This window comes from Bradyrhizobium altum (genome assembly GCF_020889705.1).
Taxonomy (GTDB): domain Bacteria; phylum Pseudomonadota; class Alphaproteobacteria; order Rhizobiales; family Xanthobacteraceae; genus Bradyrhizobium; species Bradyrhizobium altum.
In genome coordinates, this window is sequence record NZ_JACMYP010000210.1 from 1 (window position 1) to 15333 (window position 15333).

16 protein-coding genes and 1 tRNA gene are annotated in these 15333 nt (G+C 64.1%); 9 read left to right on the forward strand and 8 right to left on the reverse strand.

All coding sequences use genetic code 11. From position 1 onward, the window contains the following. From H8B02_RS35060 to H8B02_RS35080, 5 genes are all read left to right on the forward strand, one after another. Nucleotides 1–946 (forward strand): amidase family protein (locus H8B02_RS35060; protein WP_229170427.1); only part of this gene is annotated, 946 nt, incomplete at its 5' end. A gap of 3 nt (nucleotides 947–949) precedes the next feature. Next, nucleotides 950–1231 carry a hypothetical protein gene (locus tag H8B02_RS35065; RefSeq protein ID WP_229170428.1) on the forward strand — a complete coding sequence of 94 codons (282 nt, stop codon included), beginning with the start codon at nucleotides 950–952 and terminating at the stop codon, nucleotides 1229–1231. 165 nt (nucleotides 1232–1396) lie between these two features. After that, nucleotides 1397–2758, forward strand: coding sequence for a patatin-like phospholipase family protein (locus H8B02_RS35070; protein ID WP_229170440.1), 1362 nt, complete (start codon nucleotides 1397–1399; stop codon nucleotides 2756–2758). Between the two features lie 129 nt (nucleotides 2759–2887). After that, nucleotides 2888–4375: an Asp-tRNA(Asn)/Glu-tRNA(Gln) amidotransferase subunit GatB gene (gatB, locus tag H8B02_RS35075; RefSeq protein ID WP_229170429.1), complete on the forward strand. Its 1488-nt coding sequence runs from the start codon at nucleotides 2888–2890 to the stop codon at nucleotides 4373–4375. Nucleotides 4376–5927: 1552 nt separating this feature from the next. Further along, entirely contained in the window at nucleotides 5928–6194 is a 267-nt protein-coding gene (locus H8B02_RS35080) for a hypothetical protein (RefSeq protein ID WP_212318705.1), read from the forward strand. Between the two features lie 96 nt (nucleotides 6195–6290). Here the strand turns inward: H8B02_RS35080 and H8B02_RS35085 are convergent, their stop codons facing one another. The 4 genes from H8B02_RS35085 to H8B02_RS35100 all read right to left on the reverse strand — a co-directional run bounded on the left by H8B02_RS35085 (nucleotide 6291) and on the right by H8B02_RS35100 (nucleotide 9700). Further along, nucleotides 6291–7055, reverse strand: a complete 765-nt coding sequence (locus H8B02_RS35085) for a sulfite exporter TauE/SafE family protein (protein WP_229170430.1) — start codon at nucleotides 7053–7055, stop codon at nucleotides 6291–6293. Nucleotides 7056–7128: 73 nt separating this feature from the next. Beyond that, nucleotides 7129–7851 carry an AraC family transcriptional regulator gene (locus H8B02_RS35090; protein ID WP_229170431.1) on the reverse strand — a complete coding sequence of 241 codons (723 nt, stop codon included), beginning with the start codon at nucleotides 7849–7851 and terminating at the stop codon, nucleotides 7129–7131. Between the two features lie 65 nt (nucleotides 7852–7916). Continuing rightward, nucleotides 7917–9179 carry an MFS transporter gene (locus H8B02_RS35095; protein ID WP_229170432.1) on the reverse strand — a complete coding sequence of 421 codons (1263 nt, stop codon included), beginning with the start codon at nucleotides 9177–9179 and terminating at the stop codon, nucleotides 7917–7919. Next, nucleotides 9176–9700, reverse strand: a complete 525-nt coding sequence (locus H8B02_RS35100; RefSeq protein ID WP_229170433.1) for a PaaI family thioesterase — start codon at nucleotides 9698–9700, stop codon at nucleotides 9176–9178. Before H8B02_RS35100 ends, H8B02_RS35095 begins: the two co-directional genes overlap by 4 nt. 178 nt (nucleotides 9701–9878) lie before the next feature. Here H8B02_RS35100 and gcvA point away from each other — a divergent pair, with 178 nt between their 5' ends. The 3 genes from gcvA (at nucleotide 9879) to H8B02_RS35115 (ending at nucleotide 11848) form a co-directional block, all read left to right on the forward strand. Then, entirely contained in the window at nucleotides 9879–10781 is a 903-nt protein-coding gene (gcvA, locus tag H8B02_RS35105) for a transcriptional regulator GcvA (protein ID WP_229170434.1), read from the forward strand. A 31-nt stretch (nucleotides 10782–10812) separates the two neighbouring features. Further along, nucleotides 10813–11208, forward strand: coding sequence for a DMT family transporter (locus tag H8B02_RS35110; RefSeq protein WP_229170435.1), 396 nt, complete (start codon nucleotides 10813–10815; stop codon nucleotides 11206–11208). A gap of 415 nt (nucleotides 11209–11623) precedes the next feature. Beyond that, nucleotides 11624–11848, forward strand: a complete 225-nt coding sequence (locus H8B02_RS35115) for a hypothetical protein (protein ID WP_229170436.1) — start codon at nucleotides 11624–11626, stop codon at nucleotides 11846–11848. Nucleotides 11849–11909: 61 nt separating this feature from the next. On the opposite strand, the gene H8B02_RS35120 is transcribed toward H8B02_RS35115, so the two are convergent. Together H8B02_RS35120 and H8B02_RS35125 are read right to left on the reverse strand one after the other, a co-directional pair. Beyond that, nucleotides 11910–12191, reverse strand: coding sequence for a hypothetical protein (locus H8B02_RS35120; RefSeq protein WP_229170437.1), 282 nt, complete (start codon nucleotides 12189–12191; stop codon nucleotides 11910–11912). A 204-nt stretch (nucleotides 12192–12395) separates the two neighbouring features. Continuing rightward, nucleotides 12396–12968 (reverse strand): hypothetical protein, encoded by a 573-nt coding sequence (locus H8B02_RS35125; RefSeq protein WP_229170438.1) that lies wholly within the window; start codon nucleotides 12966–12968, stop codon nucleotides 12396–12398. A gap of 95 nt (nucleotides 12969–13063) precedes the next feature. On the opposite strand from H8B02_RS35125, the gene H8B02_RS35130 reads away from it, so the two are divergent. After that, nucleotides 13064–13423: a hypothetical protein gene (locus H8B02_RS35130; protein WP_229170442.1), complete on the forward strand. Its 360-nt coding sequence runs from the start codon at nucleotides 13064–13066 to the stop codon at nucleotides 13421–13423. Nucleotides 13424–14156: 733 nt separating this feature from the next. Here the strand turns inward: H8B02_RS35130 and H8B02_RS35140 are convergent. Together H8B02_RS35140 and H8B02_RS35145 are read right to left on the reverse strand one after the other, a co-directional pair. Then, a tRNA-Ser gene (locus H8B02_RS35140) sits at nucleotides 14157–14250 on the reverse strand. A 250-nt stretch (nucleotides 14251–14500) separates the two neighbouring features. After that, nucleotides 14501–15333 (reverse strand): lytic transglycosylase domain-containing protein (locus tag H8B02_RS35145; RefSeq protein WP_229170439.1); only part of this gene is annotated, 833 nt, incomplete at its 5' end.

Sequence of the window (15333 nt, forward strand, 5' to 3'; positions counted from 1 at the left end):
GACCGACACCGGCGGCTCGATCCGCCAGCCCGCGGCGTTCACCGCGACCGTCGGCATAAAGCCGACCTACGGCCGCTGCTCGCGCTGGGGCATCGTGGCGTTCGCATCCTCGCTCGACCAGGCCGGCCCGATCGCGCGCACGACGCGCGATGCTGCGATCCTGATGCGCTCGATGGCGGGTCACGACCCCAAGGACACGACATCGGTCGACATCGCCGTGCCGGACTACGAGGCCGCGATCGGCAAGTCCGTGAAGGGCATGAAGATCGGAATCCCGAAGGAGTACCGGCTCGACGGCATGCCGGCCGAGATCGAGAAACTCTGGAGCGAGGGCGCGCAGTGGCTGAAGGCCGCGGGTGCGGAGCTCGTCGAGGTGTCGCTGCCGCACACCAAATACGCGCTGCCCGCCTATTACATCGTGGCGCCGGCGGAGGCCTCCTCGAACCTCGCGCGCTATGACGGCGTACGCTACGGGCTGCGCGAGCCGGCCAAGAACATCATCGAGATGTACGAGAACTCCCGCGCCGACGGCTTTGGCGACGAGGTGCGTCGCCGCGTGCTGATCGGCACCTATGTGCTCTCGGCCGGTTACTATGATGCCTATTATCTGCGTGCGCAGAAGGTGCGGACGCTGATCAAGAAGGATTTCGAGGACTGCTTCGCCAAGGGCGTGCATGCGATCCTGACGCCGGCAACACCGTCGGCGGCATTCGGCATCGGCGAGAAGGGCGCCGATCCGGTCGAGATGTATCTCAACGACATCTTCACGGTGACCGTGAACATGGCGGGCCTGCCGGGCATCGCCGTGCCTGCGGGCAAGGACACGCAAGGTCTGCCGCTCGGTCTGCAACTGATCGGCCGTCCGTTCGACGAGGAGGCGCTGTTCTCGCTCGGCGAGGTGATCGAGCAGGCGGCCGGCCGGTTCACGGCGCCCAAATGGTGGTGAGCGATGGCGGATTTCCGCGCCAGTCTCGCTGACGCTGCGCCTGATGCGGCGTTGTCGCCACCGCTCGCCGCATTGTGGTGGGCGAGGAAGGGCGACTGGGACCAGGCGCATCGCATCGTGCAGGACGAGAGCGATACCAATTCGGCGTGGGTGCATGCCTATCTGCATCGCGTCGAGGGCGATCTCGGCAATGCCGGTTACTGGTATCGCCGGGCCGGCCAACCCGTCGCGAGCGATACTGTTGAGGCTGAGTGGGAGCGGATCGTCTCCGCGCTCTTGGTCTGAAATACCGGTGCCAGGTGCGGTGTCTTGGCACCGCGACGATTAACCCTGTTTCGGCCGCCATGCCTCCGCCCAGATTGGCCGTGATAGGCTGGTGGAACCGGGCGGGGGCCAGCGGCAATGAGAGTATTCGTGCGTGGGTCGGGCATAAGGGGATGGCTGTCAGCGTTGCTGGTGGCTGCGGTGGCGGTGGGCCTGGCCGGCTGCGCGTCCGTGTACAATCTTCCCGGTAACGTGCCGCTCGGTGCTGCGCTCGCCGACAACAACAGCGCCCGCGACTATCCGACTTACGAAGATGATCTGCTGCTTGCGCTGTCGTTCTCCGGCGGTGGCACGCGGGCGGCGGCGTTTTCGTTCGGCGTGCTCGGAGAGCTCGACCGGGTGCACTCCAGCGCCGCCGGCACCAAGACGCTGCTCGATCGCGTCGACTTCGTCTCCGGCGTCTCCGGCGGATCGGTCACTGCGGCCTATTTCGGATTGAAGCGGCGTGCGGCGCTCGCCGATTTCCGCGAACGCTTCCTGCTGCGCAATGCCGAGGAGGGACTGAAGACCCGGATCTCGCTCGGCAATATCGGGCGCGCGCTGGGCGGCGGCGTGAACGACAGCCAGTTCACCGACTGGCTCGATCAAAATCTGTTCGACGGCGCGAGGTTCGAGGCGTTGCCCGACGACCGCCGGCCGCGGGTGTGGATCAACGCGTCAGACATCTACAACCGCACGCCGTTCGTGTTCGGCAAGACGTCGTTCGACGCGCTTTGCAGCGACATCCGCTCCTATCGTGTCGCCGAAGCGGTGGCGGCGTCCGCCGCAGTGCCGCTGGCATTTGCCCCGATCGTGCTGCAAACCTATCCCGGCGGCTGCGCCGCGCCGCTGCCGCCCTGGTACGATCGGGTACGCAACGATCCGAACGCGCAGCCGTTGTTGCGCTCCTACGCCGAGGCGCAGGCGCGCTACCGTGACGGCTCGATGCGCTACGTCAAGCTGCTCGATGGCGGGCTGGTCGACAATTACGGGCTGTCGGGGCTCAGCATCGGCTTGCTCGCCGCGCAACATCCCTACGAGCCGCTCGACGAGCGGCAGGCGGCCAAGCTGAAGCGCATCCTGTTCCTGGTGGTCGACGCCGGCCGCGGCATCTCCGGCGACTTCGTGCAGACGCTCGAAGGACCAAGCGGCGTCGAGCTGGTGTCGGCGGCCGCCGACACCGCGATCGATGCCAGCGTGCGCTCGAGCTACGCGGCCTTCACCGCGCTCGCCAACGACTGGTCGGGCAAGCTGAAGCACTGGCGCTGCGGCCTGTCTGCGGCGGATCGCGCCAGGCTCGGCGTCGGCGCCGGTTGGAGGTGCGGCGACGTCGCGATCTATGTCGAGCGGCTCGGCTTCGACCGGCTTGGACCGGAGCGGGCCGGCATCTTGAACGCCATCCCGACGCGGCTATCGCTGCCGGCGGAGCAGGTCAACCAGCTGATCACGGGCGGCGCGGACGCACTGCGCTCAAGCAAGGCCTATCAGCAGTTCCGGCGCGGGCTCTGATCTGTGCCAGATGCGTCGGTGCGGGCCGCAAGTGGATTGCAAGGGGACAGCAAGGCGGCTTGACTGGCGCGATCGGTTGCGCGAAGCCCAATCCATCCCAGATATCACTTTATCCGGAAACCGAGATCCATGACCGCATCTGCTGCCCCTCACAAGCTAATCAAGAGCGCCACCGGCGATTGGGAGGTCGTGATCGGCATGGAGGTCCATGCCCAGGTCACCTCGAACGCGAAGCTGTTCTCCGGCGCGTCGACCGCGTTCGGCGGCGAACCCAACTCCCATGTCTCGCTGGTCGATGCCGCGATGCCGGGCATGCTGCCCGTGATCAATGAGGAGTGCGTCCGCCAGGCGGTGCGCACCGGTCTGGGGCTGAATGCGAAGGTCAACCTGCGCTCGGTGTTCGACCGCAAGAACTATTTCTATCCGGACTCGCCGCAGGGCTACCAGATCAGCCAGTACAAGTCGCCGATCGTCGGCGAGGGCGAGGTGGCGCTCGAGCTCGATGGCGGCCGCAGCGTCACGATCGGGATCGAGCGGCTGCATCTGGAACAGGACGCCGGCAAGTTGCTGCACGATCAGTCGCCGACGATGTCCTATGTCGACCTCAACCGCTGCGGCGTCGCGCTGATGGAGATCGTCTCCAAGCCCGACATCCGCGATGCCGAGCAGGCCAAGGCCTACGTGACCAAGCTGCGCTCGATCCTGCGCTACCTCGGCACCTGCGACGGCGACATGGAGAAGGGCAGCCTGCGCGCCGACGTCAACGTCTCGGTGCGCCGTTGCGGCGAGACCGCGTACGGCACCCGCTGCGAAATCAAGAACATGAACTCGATCAACTTCATCGGCCAGGCGATCGAATACGAGGCGCGGCGCCAGATCGAGATCATCGAGGACGGCGGCTCGATCGACCAGGAAACCCGGCTGTTCGACCCGAACAAGGGCGAGACGCGTTCGATGCGCTCCAAGGAGGAGGCGCACGACTACCGTTATTTCCCCGATCCCGATCTGCTGCCGCTCGAATTCAGCCAGGCCTTCGTCGACGAACTCAAGGCGCAGCTGCCGGAACTGCCGGACGAGAAGAAGTCCCGTTTTATTACGGGCTTCGGCCTGTCGTCCTATGATGCGAGCGTGCTGGTCGCCGAGCGCGAGAGCGCGGAGTTCTACGAGACGGTGCTCGCTCGTCTCGCCGACAAGGCGCGCGACGGCAAGCTTGCCGCCAACTGGGTGATCAACGAGCTGTTCGGCCGTCTCAACAAGGAAGGCGTGGCGATCGCAGCCTCGCCGGTGTCTGCGGAGCAACTCGCCGCGATCGTCGACCTGATCGGCGAGGGGGCGATTTCCGGCAAGATCGCCAAGGACTTGTTTGAGATCGTCTGGCGGGAGGGCGGCGATCCGCGCGCGCTCGTCGAGGCGCGCGGCATGAAGCAAGTCACCGACCTCGGCGCGATCGAGAAGGTGGTCGACGACATCATCGCGGCCAATCCTGACAAGGTCGAGCAGGCGAAGGCGAAGCCCGCAGCTCTTCAATGGTTCGTCGGTCAGGTGATGAAGTCGTCGGGCGGCAAGGCGAACCCGAAGGCGGTCAACGAGCTCTTGAAGTCCAAGCTCGGCGTCTGAACGAACAGGACAATGATGTTGTCCTTGGCGCATGATCCAGTCGGATCATGCTCTCGCGCCGTCGCCATCGGCGTCGTCGCGCGCGCGTGAACGCGGCGTGATCTTGCCTCACACCCTCCCTCGACGGTCGCGCTGACGCCTTCGACGCCGAATCGGCGAAGCTGCGATTCGTTCGCGAGTCCGGTCCCGGTGACCTCAAACGAGGCAAAAGCGGTCTTACCCACGAAAATTTTTTCGTTGCCAAAAATTACGACTCGGCGTTCGCGACGCGCCGCTTTTCGTCACGGCTTGCGACTCAACGCAATGACGATCGCGCGTCGATCGCTCGAATGGGAATTCAAGAAATGCCTGCAATACAGGCGTTTCCTGCAACGTTGACAAATGCCGATGTCGGCCGTTGCTGCATTTCTTGTATCGTCGCGTGAATGCAATGCCGATTTGATCGGCGCCGCGCGCTGTGCGCACTGCCACCGCTGCGTCAACACTTCCTTAAGCGGGACACTGTTTTTTTCGGTCTGTTGGTGTATTCGGGAAGTAGTGCATATCGATTCCCGAGTGCACGCAGCGAGAGCCATCTCACATACTGGAGGGCAACATGGCTAAGAAGGCAAAGAAGGCGAAGAAGGCGAAGAAGGCGAAGAGCGCAGTGAAGAAGACTGCGAAGAAGACCCGCAAGGTCGCCAAGAAGAAGTAAGCCTCTCGCCTTGAGAGGATTGCCGGCGGCTTGATGCCGGCACGTCGCGAGAGCCAGCGGACGGACTGCTGAGAGGCACATCCCATCCCAAGGCTCTGGCTGACGAAAGAGGGTGTCGGCGAGACATCAGGTCAAACGGCTGGATCGAATTTCGGAGAGGGCAACCTTCCCAAGAGCGGTCCGGCAGAAGAAACAGAGATTTCTTCGTTCGGTGCGGAGCCCGCTTGGTTCCGCAATTTCACCGGCGACAATGCCGAGCTGAAATCTGGTCCTGACGTGTTCGCCGACCCCCTCGTTCCGGCGGCCCGCGCAGTCCGCGCCCGGCAGCCACTTTCCACATCCCATTTTCTGGATCGACGTCGGGCCTCACGGCCTCGCGTTCCTTTGCGCGCGCGACCGTACCGCGGCTCCGTGGACCGTCCGCCAGACCTGCCAGCCCGCCATCACCTCATCGACTGATCACATGCGTCGGCCCGCCGGCACCGGCCGGCGCCCGCGGCCATTGTCCGCGATGGTTATCGTAGTCCGAAGCACCAGGGTAAACCGGCGTTCACGAATGCACGGAAATGCCTGCGGCACAGGCACTTCTGCGATTCCGGGGCACGTGCCGGGCGAGCCCGATTTACATCCCGTTCATCGCGATACTTAAACCGCTCTTCAAATTTGATGGGCCATGATCATCCCAACAAGCCGGCAAACGGCGAGCGGTGATCCAAGTGATCGGCGCGGCGCATGATCCCAGGGATCAGCGCGGGGCATGATCCAAAGGATCAGCCCGGGAATGACAGGGTAGCTTAACAGTGGACGGGGGCCGCGCTCGGGGGAGGGCGGCCAACAACAAAAAGGGGAATGACGACAATGTTTCAGGGGGTCATCGATCAGGAAGGCGCTGTCCCGGTTGCTGCGACTGCAATCCAGGACGTGCTGTTCGAGCGCGGCATGTATTGGGCGAGCGGCCGCTCCGGCGTGGTCAACCTCGTCGCGGCGCACAAATGGTTCAACCTGGCGGCGCTCAAGGGACGTACCGACGCGATCGCGCACCGCCGCGAAGTCGCCGAGCAGATGTCCGACGTCGAGATCGCTGCCGCCCAGCGCGAAGCCCGCGCCTGGATGACGACGCACTAAGTTTTCGTTTTGACGCGTTTTCTTCACGCGAACCGGTAATCCACGTCGCTCGAAAACGCACAGCTCGAGCTGGGAGCCTCGGCTCCCTCGCTCCATCTAGAACCAGTATCGCGCTGCGTAGATCACGGTCATCAGTGCTCCGGCGGCGATGACGAACTGCCGGACGATCTGAGCCGGCAGGATCCGGATCAGGTGGCCTCCGGCATAGCCGCCGAGCATGGCGCCGAGCAGCATCACAGAGGTCTCCGGCCACCGGACCGCTCCCTGCACGATGAAGATCAATGTGGCGGCGAGCGACACGCAGGTCGCCAGCAGGTTCTTCAACGCCTTGACCGCCCTGATGTCGTTGGGTTCCGTGATCGACAGCACCGCGGTCAGGATGACGCCGAGCCCGGCGCCGAAGAACCCTCCATAGACACACGCCAATCCGAGCACAGCACTGCTCGCACCGGTCGAGGGCAGAGCCGCTGCCTTCTGGTGCCTGACGGTCCATCCCTGGATCTGTGGCGCGAAGGCAAACAGCAGCGTCGCGAATGCGATCAGGGCCGGCACCGGCAGGACGAACAGCCGCTCGGGAAGCAGCAAAAGGACGCCGGCACCGGCTGCGCCGCCAACCGTGGAGACGGCGACGAAGCTGATCGTGCGCCGCGTCGGCGGCGGCAGCTTGCCGCGATCGGCAAGCGCTGCGATCAAATGCCCCGGCGAGATCGCCACCGCATTTGACGCATTGGCGATGACCGCCGGCAGGCCCGCCGCGAGCATCGCCGGAAAGGTGATGAGCGTCGCGCCGCCCGCCAGTGCGTTGATGATGCCTCCCGCGCCACCGGCTGCGAGCAGCAGAAGACTTGTCCCGGTATCCATCCTTCACCCCTTTGCAGGGTGAGCAGCCTAGCGGGCCGAGCAGTGGCCGGTCTGGAACGTCTGTGACGCCGCTTCAATCGCGCCAGTAGACGCCCGGTGTCGTGCCGAAGGTGTGGCGGAACAGACGGGTGAGGTGGCTCTGGTCGGAGAAGCCCGCATCCGCCGCAACGGCTGCGATCGGCTCGCCGGCGCGCAGCAACTGCCGGGCAAGATTGAGCCGTGCGAGCAGGCGGAAGGTATGCCGCGCGACGCCGAACTCGCGCCTCACCATGCGGCTGAACCCTTCGCGGCTTCGCCCGAAGCTGGCGGCAATCTCGCCGATCGGCTCGGGGCTCTCCGTCAAGGCCGTGCCGAGCTTCGTGCTGTCGGTGCGTCCGGCCGGGCGGGACGGCTCGCGCGACAGCGTGTCGTTGGCGATCTCGCTGATGTGCTCGGGCGCTAGCTCGTCGATGCTCCGCCAGCGGTCCCCGACATTGATAATCCGGAGCGACGAGCAGGCGCGGCTAGCCGGAACATAGGCATTCAGGCAAACCGTCTCCGCACCTGGCGTCGCCATCGGTGCATGCAGCATTCCCGCCGGGACCAGCGCGGCATGGCCCGCCGGCACGGTGACGGTCGCGCCGTCGATGCGAAAGGCGCGCGATGCCGACAGCACCAGCGCGATCTGGCTCTCGTCATGGAAGTGCGGTCGGAGACCGAGCGAGCCGGCACCGCGCCACGACGCCAGCTCGACGATGTCGTCGTTGGCGGCGCGCCGATAGGTCCAGGCATTGGTCATGGCGAACCGGGTGATCACAGAGGCTCGAACCGAGGGGGGGGGTCCCTGAGCGTAGCGCGGGGATCACCCACCGTCGTGGGACGTCACCGCTGCGCGGCGGAAGCCATCGGCGAGGCCGTTCGCATCGTCGTGGCAGCGATGAGGGCGGCGACGAGGTTCGCGGCTGCGCTGATCGCCACCGGGATGAAGTAGCTGTGGCTGACGTCGAACGCGAAGCCGGCAGCGCTCGGGCCCAGCAGCGTGCCGACGGCGACGCTGGTGTAGAGGATGCCGATGATGCCGCCGACATTGCGGCCGCCGAAATGATCGGTGACCACGGCGGGCAGGATCGCCACCCAGCCGCCATAGAACACGCCGAACAGCAGTGCGAAGACCGTGAGCGACCAGAAGCTGCCGGCAATCGCCCAGATCGCCAGCGAGACGGCCATGCCGAGATACATCGCGATCAGGAATGCATCGCGGCCGACCCGGTCGGCGATGCCGCCGAGGAAGAACCGGCCGGCGGTGCTGCCGACGCCGATCATCCCGAGCAGCAGCACGGCGAGCGTCGGCGCCACCTGATGGTCGACGGCAAAGGGCACCAGGTGCACGAAGGGCACGAACACCCCGAACGCGCTGATCAGGCAGGCCGCATAGAGCCCGGCGAAGCGGGCGGTCTTGACCGCGTCGGGGATCGAGACGCCCTGACGGAGCGGCGCGCTAGAGGCCGCTTCAAGCGGATCGCCATCCGGTCCGGTGCCATAGCGGCGCGGATCGTCGGCGATCAGGAGCGATGCGCCGATCCCGGCGACGGCGGCGACAACGCCCAACACGACGTAGGCATCGCGCCAGCCGAGGCTCGTGATCAGCCAGGTCGCGAGCGGCGGCATCACCAGTGTCCCGACGCCGATCCCGCTGACGGCGAGGCCTGACGCAAAACCGCGCCGGCGGACAAACCAGCGCTGCACGGCGCCCAAGGTCGGGACATAGGCGCAACCGACGCCGGCACCGATGCCGATGCTGTAGGCGGCATAGACTTGAAGGATGGTCTGCGCCTGTCCCGCCAGCACCATGCCGAGACCGACCAGCGCCATTCCAATGACTGCCAGCCTGCGTGCGCCCCAGCGGTCGGCAAGTGGGCCGGAGACGATGCCGAGACCGAAATACAGGAAGCCCGCGAACGAGAACACCAGCGAGACCGAGCCGCGCGAGGCGCCGAACTCCCGCTGCAACGACTCGACAAAGGACGAGAACGTGTAGGCGCTGCCGAAGCCGATGAACGTCACGACGAAGGCTGCCGCGATGACATACCAGCCATAGAACGGCTTTGCTCTCTGATAACCGGCGTGCATGACGGCGTTCCTCATGATCGTTCTCCCTGTGGTGCGCGCCCGCCTGCCTTGGCCGGCGGATAGAGCAGCATCTGCGTGCAGCGAAACAGCGCGATGGCCTTGTCTGTCGCTTCACTGCGGATCTCGGCATCCCACACCTGGGTCGTGCGCCCGGCGTGAACGAGGCGCGCCTCGCAGCTGACGCCGCCTTCGCGCGCGGCACCGATGAAGTTCGTCTTCAACTCGCCGGTCGCGAAGCCGATCGCACCGTCCGGCAGGGAGGCGAGGCAGCCGAAGCCGCACGCGGTATCCGCCAGCGCGACGATGCTTGCGCCGTGCAAGAGCCCGTGCGGCGAGAAGTGCTTCGCGGCAATCTCGAAGCGGCCGCGGATGAGGCCGCGTTCGGCTTCGAGCCACTGAAAGTCCAGCAGGCCGGGCAGGCTGCCGGGTTGCGACGCGTTGATGCGGTCGATGCGTTGGATGGTATCGCCGCCTGCACCGATTTCGTGCAGGGCGAGTCTGTTTGGGACCTCAGTCATGTCCTGTCCTGGCTCCATCAGGGAACCGGGAGCCGCTGTCGCGAGCCGTGACAAAAGATTAGAAAAACTAACTTTATTGGCCCGGATTTCTCTGAGTTGACGCGGCTCTCAGCGTTACGATAGGCTGATTGAGCGCCGGGAAGGCCCCGTTGGCAAACCAGATTTGCTGTGCGATTGAGATTAGAAAATCTAAATCATGGAGAGCAGGCTTCCACCCCTGAACGCGCTCAAGGCGTTCGAGTCCGCCGCCCGCCATCTCTCGGTGAAGCTCGCGGCCGAGGAGCTGTGCGTGACGCCGGGCGCGGTCAGCCAGATGCTCAAGACGCTGGAAGCCCATCTCGGCGTCAAGCTGTTCGAGCGGGTGCCGCGCGGCATCTATCTCACCGACGCCGGGCGCGACTATCTGCCGTCGATCCGCAATGCGTTTCGCCAGATCGTGGAGGCCTCGCGCCGCGTCGCTGCGTCAGTCGATGTCGGTACGCTGACGGTGAGCGTCACGCCGTTCTTTGCGTCGGCCTGGCTGGTGCCGCGCATGGCGTCGTTTCAGGGCGCGCATCCCGAGATCGATCTGCAGATCGTCACCAGCAACACGCTGGTCGATTTCTCGCGCAGCGGCATCGACGTCGCGGTGCGCCACGGCCTCGGCCGCTATCCGGGGCTGCGCAGCGACCGCGTCGTCACGGTCGAGATGGTGGCGGTCACCTCGCCGTCGCTGGTTGCGCGTCTCGGGCGGCCGACATCCCCTGGCGAGCTTGCGGGCTGGCCGCAGGTGCATGATGCCGATCGCAAGGGGTGGAGCCTGTGGTTTCAGGCCAATGGCATCACGGAGGTGCGCACGCCGCGCGGCCCTTCGTTTGACGACAGCGGTCTGCTTCTGAAAGCCGTGCTGACCGGGCAGGGCGCGGGCTTGCTGCCGGCGGCGATGGTCGCAAACGAGATCGAGAGCGGCGAGCTGATCCAGCTGCTCGCGACCGCGCATCTGGAGGAGTTCGCCTACTATCTCGTCTGCCCTGACAACCGGCAGGGGCTTCCGAAGATCGCGGCGTTCAGGGAATGGATCCTGGGGCCGGTGGCGCAGTCATCGCCTGCGGAGCGTTAGCTATCTCGCCGTGCATGCGGGCGACGCACTGATGCTGCTGGCAGCGATCGTCTACGCGTTGTACGGCTTACTGCTCAAGCGCTGGAATTTGCCGATTAGCGGATGGCAATCCACCTACATGCAGGCGCTGTGTGCGCTGGCCGTGATGTTTCCCGCGTTCCTCGCGACGCCTGCGCCGCTGCGCCAGGTCAACGCCGAAACCTTGCCGCTGATCGTCTATGCCGGTGCTGACGGCCGCAGTCGCCATCGTGATGCTGGGCGAGCCGGTCAGGCCATTCGATGTCATCGGCGGCGGCCTCGCACTGCTCGGCGTCGCCTGCGCGCAGGCCTTTCCGTGGCCGCTGAAGACCGCGCACGATGCGCGATAAGTCGCAAGCCACAGATTGGCGATCTCGCTGTTTTGATCGCATGTGAGAGGCTAAGGTAGAATAGAGCGCTACGGTCGGAGATCACTTGTTCGGTGAAACGGAGTGCTTGCGATGCGTGTTGCCTTGCGTATTTCCTTGGCTTTGACGTTGCCCCTTTTGGTCCCGTGGAGTGCGGTTGCCGACGCCGCAACGGCGCATCACCGTCGCGCGCGACAGCACCTTATCATGCGCCCAAGTGAGCCGGTCGTCCCCCCGGACCGGTACGTATATCCCGGCTTCGGCCCGATCCCGCCGGGCGAAAACCGAAACCTCGATCCATCCACCCGTGGCGGTGGCTGACGTCGGCAGCGCCGCACTGGGCCGCAGCCGCGTGCCTGAGTGACGCGCCTCACGTCACCTTCTCGGCCGTTCTGCGAGAGTTGCGGCCAAGGCGATGCAATGGTGCGTCGGCCCAGATGTCGAGGAGGGTAAATCATGCGTTCAATTTCACTGAGCTTCGCCGTCGCCACCGCGATTGCTCTGTTCACGTTCGGTCAGTCGGCGTCTGCCGCCCCGATCGGGGCAGTCGTGAAGGCGTGCGACAGAACGGCAGGCTGCAACTACACCCTGAACAAGGCCGGAGACCTGTCGGGGTGCTCGAAGAAGGCCTGCTTCTACTGCCCCAACGACGGCAAGCGGCAGTGCTTCGGGATTCAGTAAGATGGCAGGGGCCTGCTTCTGGCGGGCCCCTTGCTCCTGAGCCTCGGTACTGATTTCCACGCTATGCCGCGTCGGTGACCAACTTGTGCAGGGATTTCTCGGTGACACGCTTTTCGAGTGTGGCGATGGTGCCCTTGAGATTGGCGTACCGCTCATTGAGCGACCTTGCCAAAATCGGATACCTTGCGTCCGATCGGTCATAAATTCCCGCGCGCTCTTCTTCGCTCGCGATGTCGGCTTCGATCTGCTGGCAAGCCAGGACAAGATCGGACAGCATCTTGCTGATCGTTGGCTCTCGACCGGTGCGTTCGCGAGCTGTCTCAAAACGATGATGCAGGTTCATTTGCGTGCTCCGAATGTCTGAGTTCGGCACACCGAGAACAGCTGGCGCCGAACTATTCACGGATACGTCGCAAGTTGCCTGCCAGTCGCGGGGTCGTAAGAATACGGCCGAGGCGGCCTGGCGCGGGGCACGCCACCGGGGGCGACAGTCGGATGGCCTCGCAGACTAGAGCGTTTTCGAGCGAAGTGGACACCGGTTCGCGTGTTAGTCTCGCCGCCACGCCGGAATGCAGGCACTCAGCGTGACGCGCTTGTAGTCTCGAGCTGCGTCCTGATCGCCAGCTTGTTCAGCAAACTTGACCGCTGCTTCGATGTCTTGAGCGGCTGACGCGCTATCGCAAAACAGGCTGTGAATTTCAGCCCGGTATCGATATGCCCTGTAGTTCATCGGGTTGTACGAAAGTGCCAGGTTGTAGTTGTTTTGCTCCTCGGTGGCGCCGCGGCGCGCTTCATCCGACTGACTGTTGAAGTTGGTCAGGCGATTGAGCGTCTGGAGTGTCCCGAGTTCCATGTAACGCAGAGACATCGCGCCAAGACTTGCAGGAAGTGCCTCGCTCGATGCAGCAGGTTGCTTCACCGCGGTGTTGGCGCGTTCAATTTCGATCTTCTTGTACTTTATGGCGTTGCCGTAGTCGCGCAAGCTTTGGAACGTGATCGATATTTCGCTATTAATTGGCGCAAGATAGGCGGTCGAGAGGCGTCGATCGCTCAGCAGGCTGAGGCATGCCCGTATCTTTGCCTGCGGCGGCAAGACATCGCGACATTCCTTGTCAACCACACGCCACTCGTCTCGCGAATGCATCGTTGGCGGCGTCTGCGCAGCAGGCAGAACGACAGCTAGTGCGAAGCAGATCGCTAACCTGAGACCGCGGCTTGGGCCATTCATTTCATTTCTTCGCCTTCAGCCTGATCTCGACCAACCAGCGGATCGTTCATGATCATTTGATGCCAAATAATCAGGCCGAGGGGAAGCTGACACGCAGCATAGATGGACACAAAAGTAGGGCCGTTCGTGACTGGGAAAGACCGAACGGCCCCAGCCGGCCCGTAGTACCAAAATGGAAGAAAGGGGCCGGCGTTCCAGCTACGGCGTTGCCGGGCAAATGGTTTCGCCGGCCAATTGAGGTCGCATCCGTCCGCTCCCTTCGAGAAGCTGATCAGATCACTTTTGCTTCCTTGGTGATGGCGGAAATCGAAGATCCCGATTTTCGAACGATTGAAGCAAACTGTTGATCAGAGACCTTCAGGCGCTTCCTCAATATCTTGACCTGAACCTTGTCTCGTAAATCCAGCGAGTTCCGAAAATAGGCTTGCCTGCGCTTGTTCATGGGAATTTGGCTCGCAAAGGAAATGTTGCTCGCGATGTTGCGGCATTGCGTCGACATCGATTGGTCGACGATGGAACCGGTTGCTCTCTCGCGCATGCCGTCGCCGGCTACGCAACGCCGGGCCAAGGCCAACGTTCCTTCAAGGATGCGGCCCCTTGCTATGAGCGCGCAGGGTCGGTTTGACGACAGGTCGTCAAGACAAACGCTGCCTTGCTACATTGCCAATCGCTGCCAAGCGCAGCGCTCGAGACGGGCCGTGGGGCGGCAGCGATCGCCAGCACAACAACAATGCAAGCCAGCGAAGTTGCGATAACGAGCCTGCCGGCTTTGGATGAGAAACGCTGCCGTAACCAGGGAGCCAAATCGGCTGATCGGCGAAGCTGGGCGTTACGCAAAACCTGGTCGATATCCTGGAATTGAATGCCACTGTCCTGCTGCATGGCTTTGCTCCGGAAATATTCAGGTGATGAAAAACTCGGGGGATGCTGCGCGCGGTTTGTTTCGCGTTCGCTTCAACGCACCGGAAATGATGTTTCGTTCACGCGGAGGTGACGACCGGTTCAGGCCAAAGGCGGCTTGTGCGGCCGCTCGTCCGCTGAACAGCGATTTTCCAGAAATTTCAATGATGTCAATGAGACTGGCGGAGACGGAGGGATTCGAACCCTCGATAGGCCTTTACAAGCCTATAACGGTTTAGCAAACCGCCGCCTTCAGCCACTCGGCCACGTCTCCAATGGCGCCGATATGCCCGAGAGGGCGCTAAGCCGCAAGCGGCAGATTCAGTTTGCGGCAAGGTGATTTGGTGGCAGCTCCGCCGCCGGCGGCCCGGGAGCGCGCGCTGAGCCTTTATATTGCGCGCCGATTCCGGTGCGATGGCTCGGGTGAGTGCAGGAAATGCAAGCTATAACAATAAGTTAGATCGAGGTCGGCGCAGAGCTAGCCGTGGCCCCTCGCAAGGCTGTTGAAAACCGGCCGCGCCGGCTCATTCCACGCTGGCGCCGCGGCGCAGGTCGGCGTCGATCTGCAATCTGGTGCCGCCGCCGAAGCGGGCGCGGTAGACCTGCAGGTTCTCCATGATCCGCTGGACGTAGTTCCGCGTCTCCGAGAACGGAATCAGCTCGACCCAGTCGACTGCATCGACCTTGGGGTCGCGCGGATCGCCGTAGCGCTCGATCCACTTCTTCACGCTGCCGCGGCCGGCATTGTAGGCGGCGAAGGTCAGGATGTAGGAGCCGCGATAGTCCTCGAGCAGGCCGCCGAGTTCGGCCGCGCCGAGCGTCGCGTTGTAGACCGGGTCGGTCTTCATCCGGTTGAGATCGAAGCCGACGCCGGCGCGCTTGCAGACATAGCGTCCGGCGTCCGGCGTCACCTGCATCAGGCCGTAGGCCTGGGCCGGCGAAACCACCGCCGGATTGAACGCGCTCTCCTGGCGCGCAATCGCGTAGACGACGCTCTGCTCGACCTCCGGTCCGACCTGGCGGAACGAGGGAATGCCGTTGACCGGGTAGGCGTAGTGATCGAACGGCAGCCCGCGATTGAGCGCGGCCTTGCCCATCAGCAGCATGCCACGTGCATCGCCATGGCGCGCGGTGAGCTCGCCGAGGCCGGCCAGCGCTTCCGGATCGCCATTGTCGCCCATGTCGCCGAAGATCGGGATCGCAAGCTCGCGCGCGTCGATTTCGTAGAGCAGCCCGACCGCGCGCACGATTTCCAGCCGATCGGCGCCGCGGCCGCGCGGCGCGCTGTTCAATTCGATCTGCGGCAGGCCGAGCTTGGCGCGCGCGAGCTGGCCGTAATAGCTGGTCGACTGCTCGG

Excerpts from the sequence above, each read along its gene's own strand:
- H8B02_RS35065 (WP_229170428.1), top strand. The coding sequence starts at position 950 with ATGGCGGATTTCCGCGCCAGTCTCGCTGACGCTGCGCCTGATGCGGCG.
- gatB (WP_229170429.1), top strand. The coding sequence starts at position 2,888 with ATGACCGCATCTGCTGCCCCTCACAAGCTAATCAAGAGCGCCACCGGC.
- H8B02_RS35080 (WP_212318705.1), top strand. The coding sequence starts at position 5,928 with ATGTTTCAGGGGGTCATCGATCAGGAAGGCGCTGTCCCGGTTGCTGCG.
- H8B02_RS35085 (WP_229170430.1), bottom strand. The coding sequence starts at position 7,055 with ATGGATACCGGGACAAGTCTTCTGCTGCTCGCAGCCGGTGGCGCGGGA.
- H8B02_RS35095 (WP_229170432.1), bottom strand. The coding sequence starts at position 9,179 with ATGAGGAACGCCGTCATGCACGCCGGTTATCAGAGAGCAAAGCCGTTC.
- H8B02_RS35100 (WP_229170433.1), bottom strand. The coding sequence starts at position 9,700 with ATGGAGCCAGGACAGGACATGACTGAGGTCCCAAACAGACTCGCCCTG.
- gcvA (WP_229170434.1), top strand. The coding sequence starts at position 9,879 with ATGGAGAGCAGGCTTCCACCCCTGAACGCGCTCAAGGCGTTCGAGTCC.
- H8B02_RS35110 (WP_229170435.1), top strand. The coding sequence starts at position 10,813 with ATGCTGCTGGCAGCGATCGTCTACGCGTTGTACGGCTTACTGCTCAAG.
- H8B02_RS35115 (WP_229170436.1), top strand. The coding sequence starts at position 11,624 with ATGCGTTCAATTTCACTGAGCTTCGCCGTCGCCACCGCGATTGCTCTG.
- H8B02_RS35120 (WP_229170437.1), bottom strand. The coding sequence starts at position 12,191 with ATGAACCTGCATCATCGTTTTGAGACAGCTCGCGAACGCACCGGTCGA.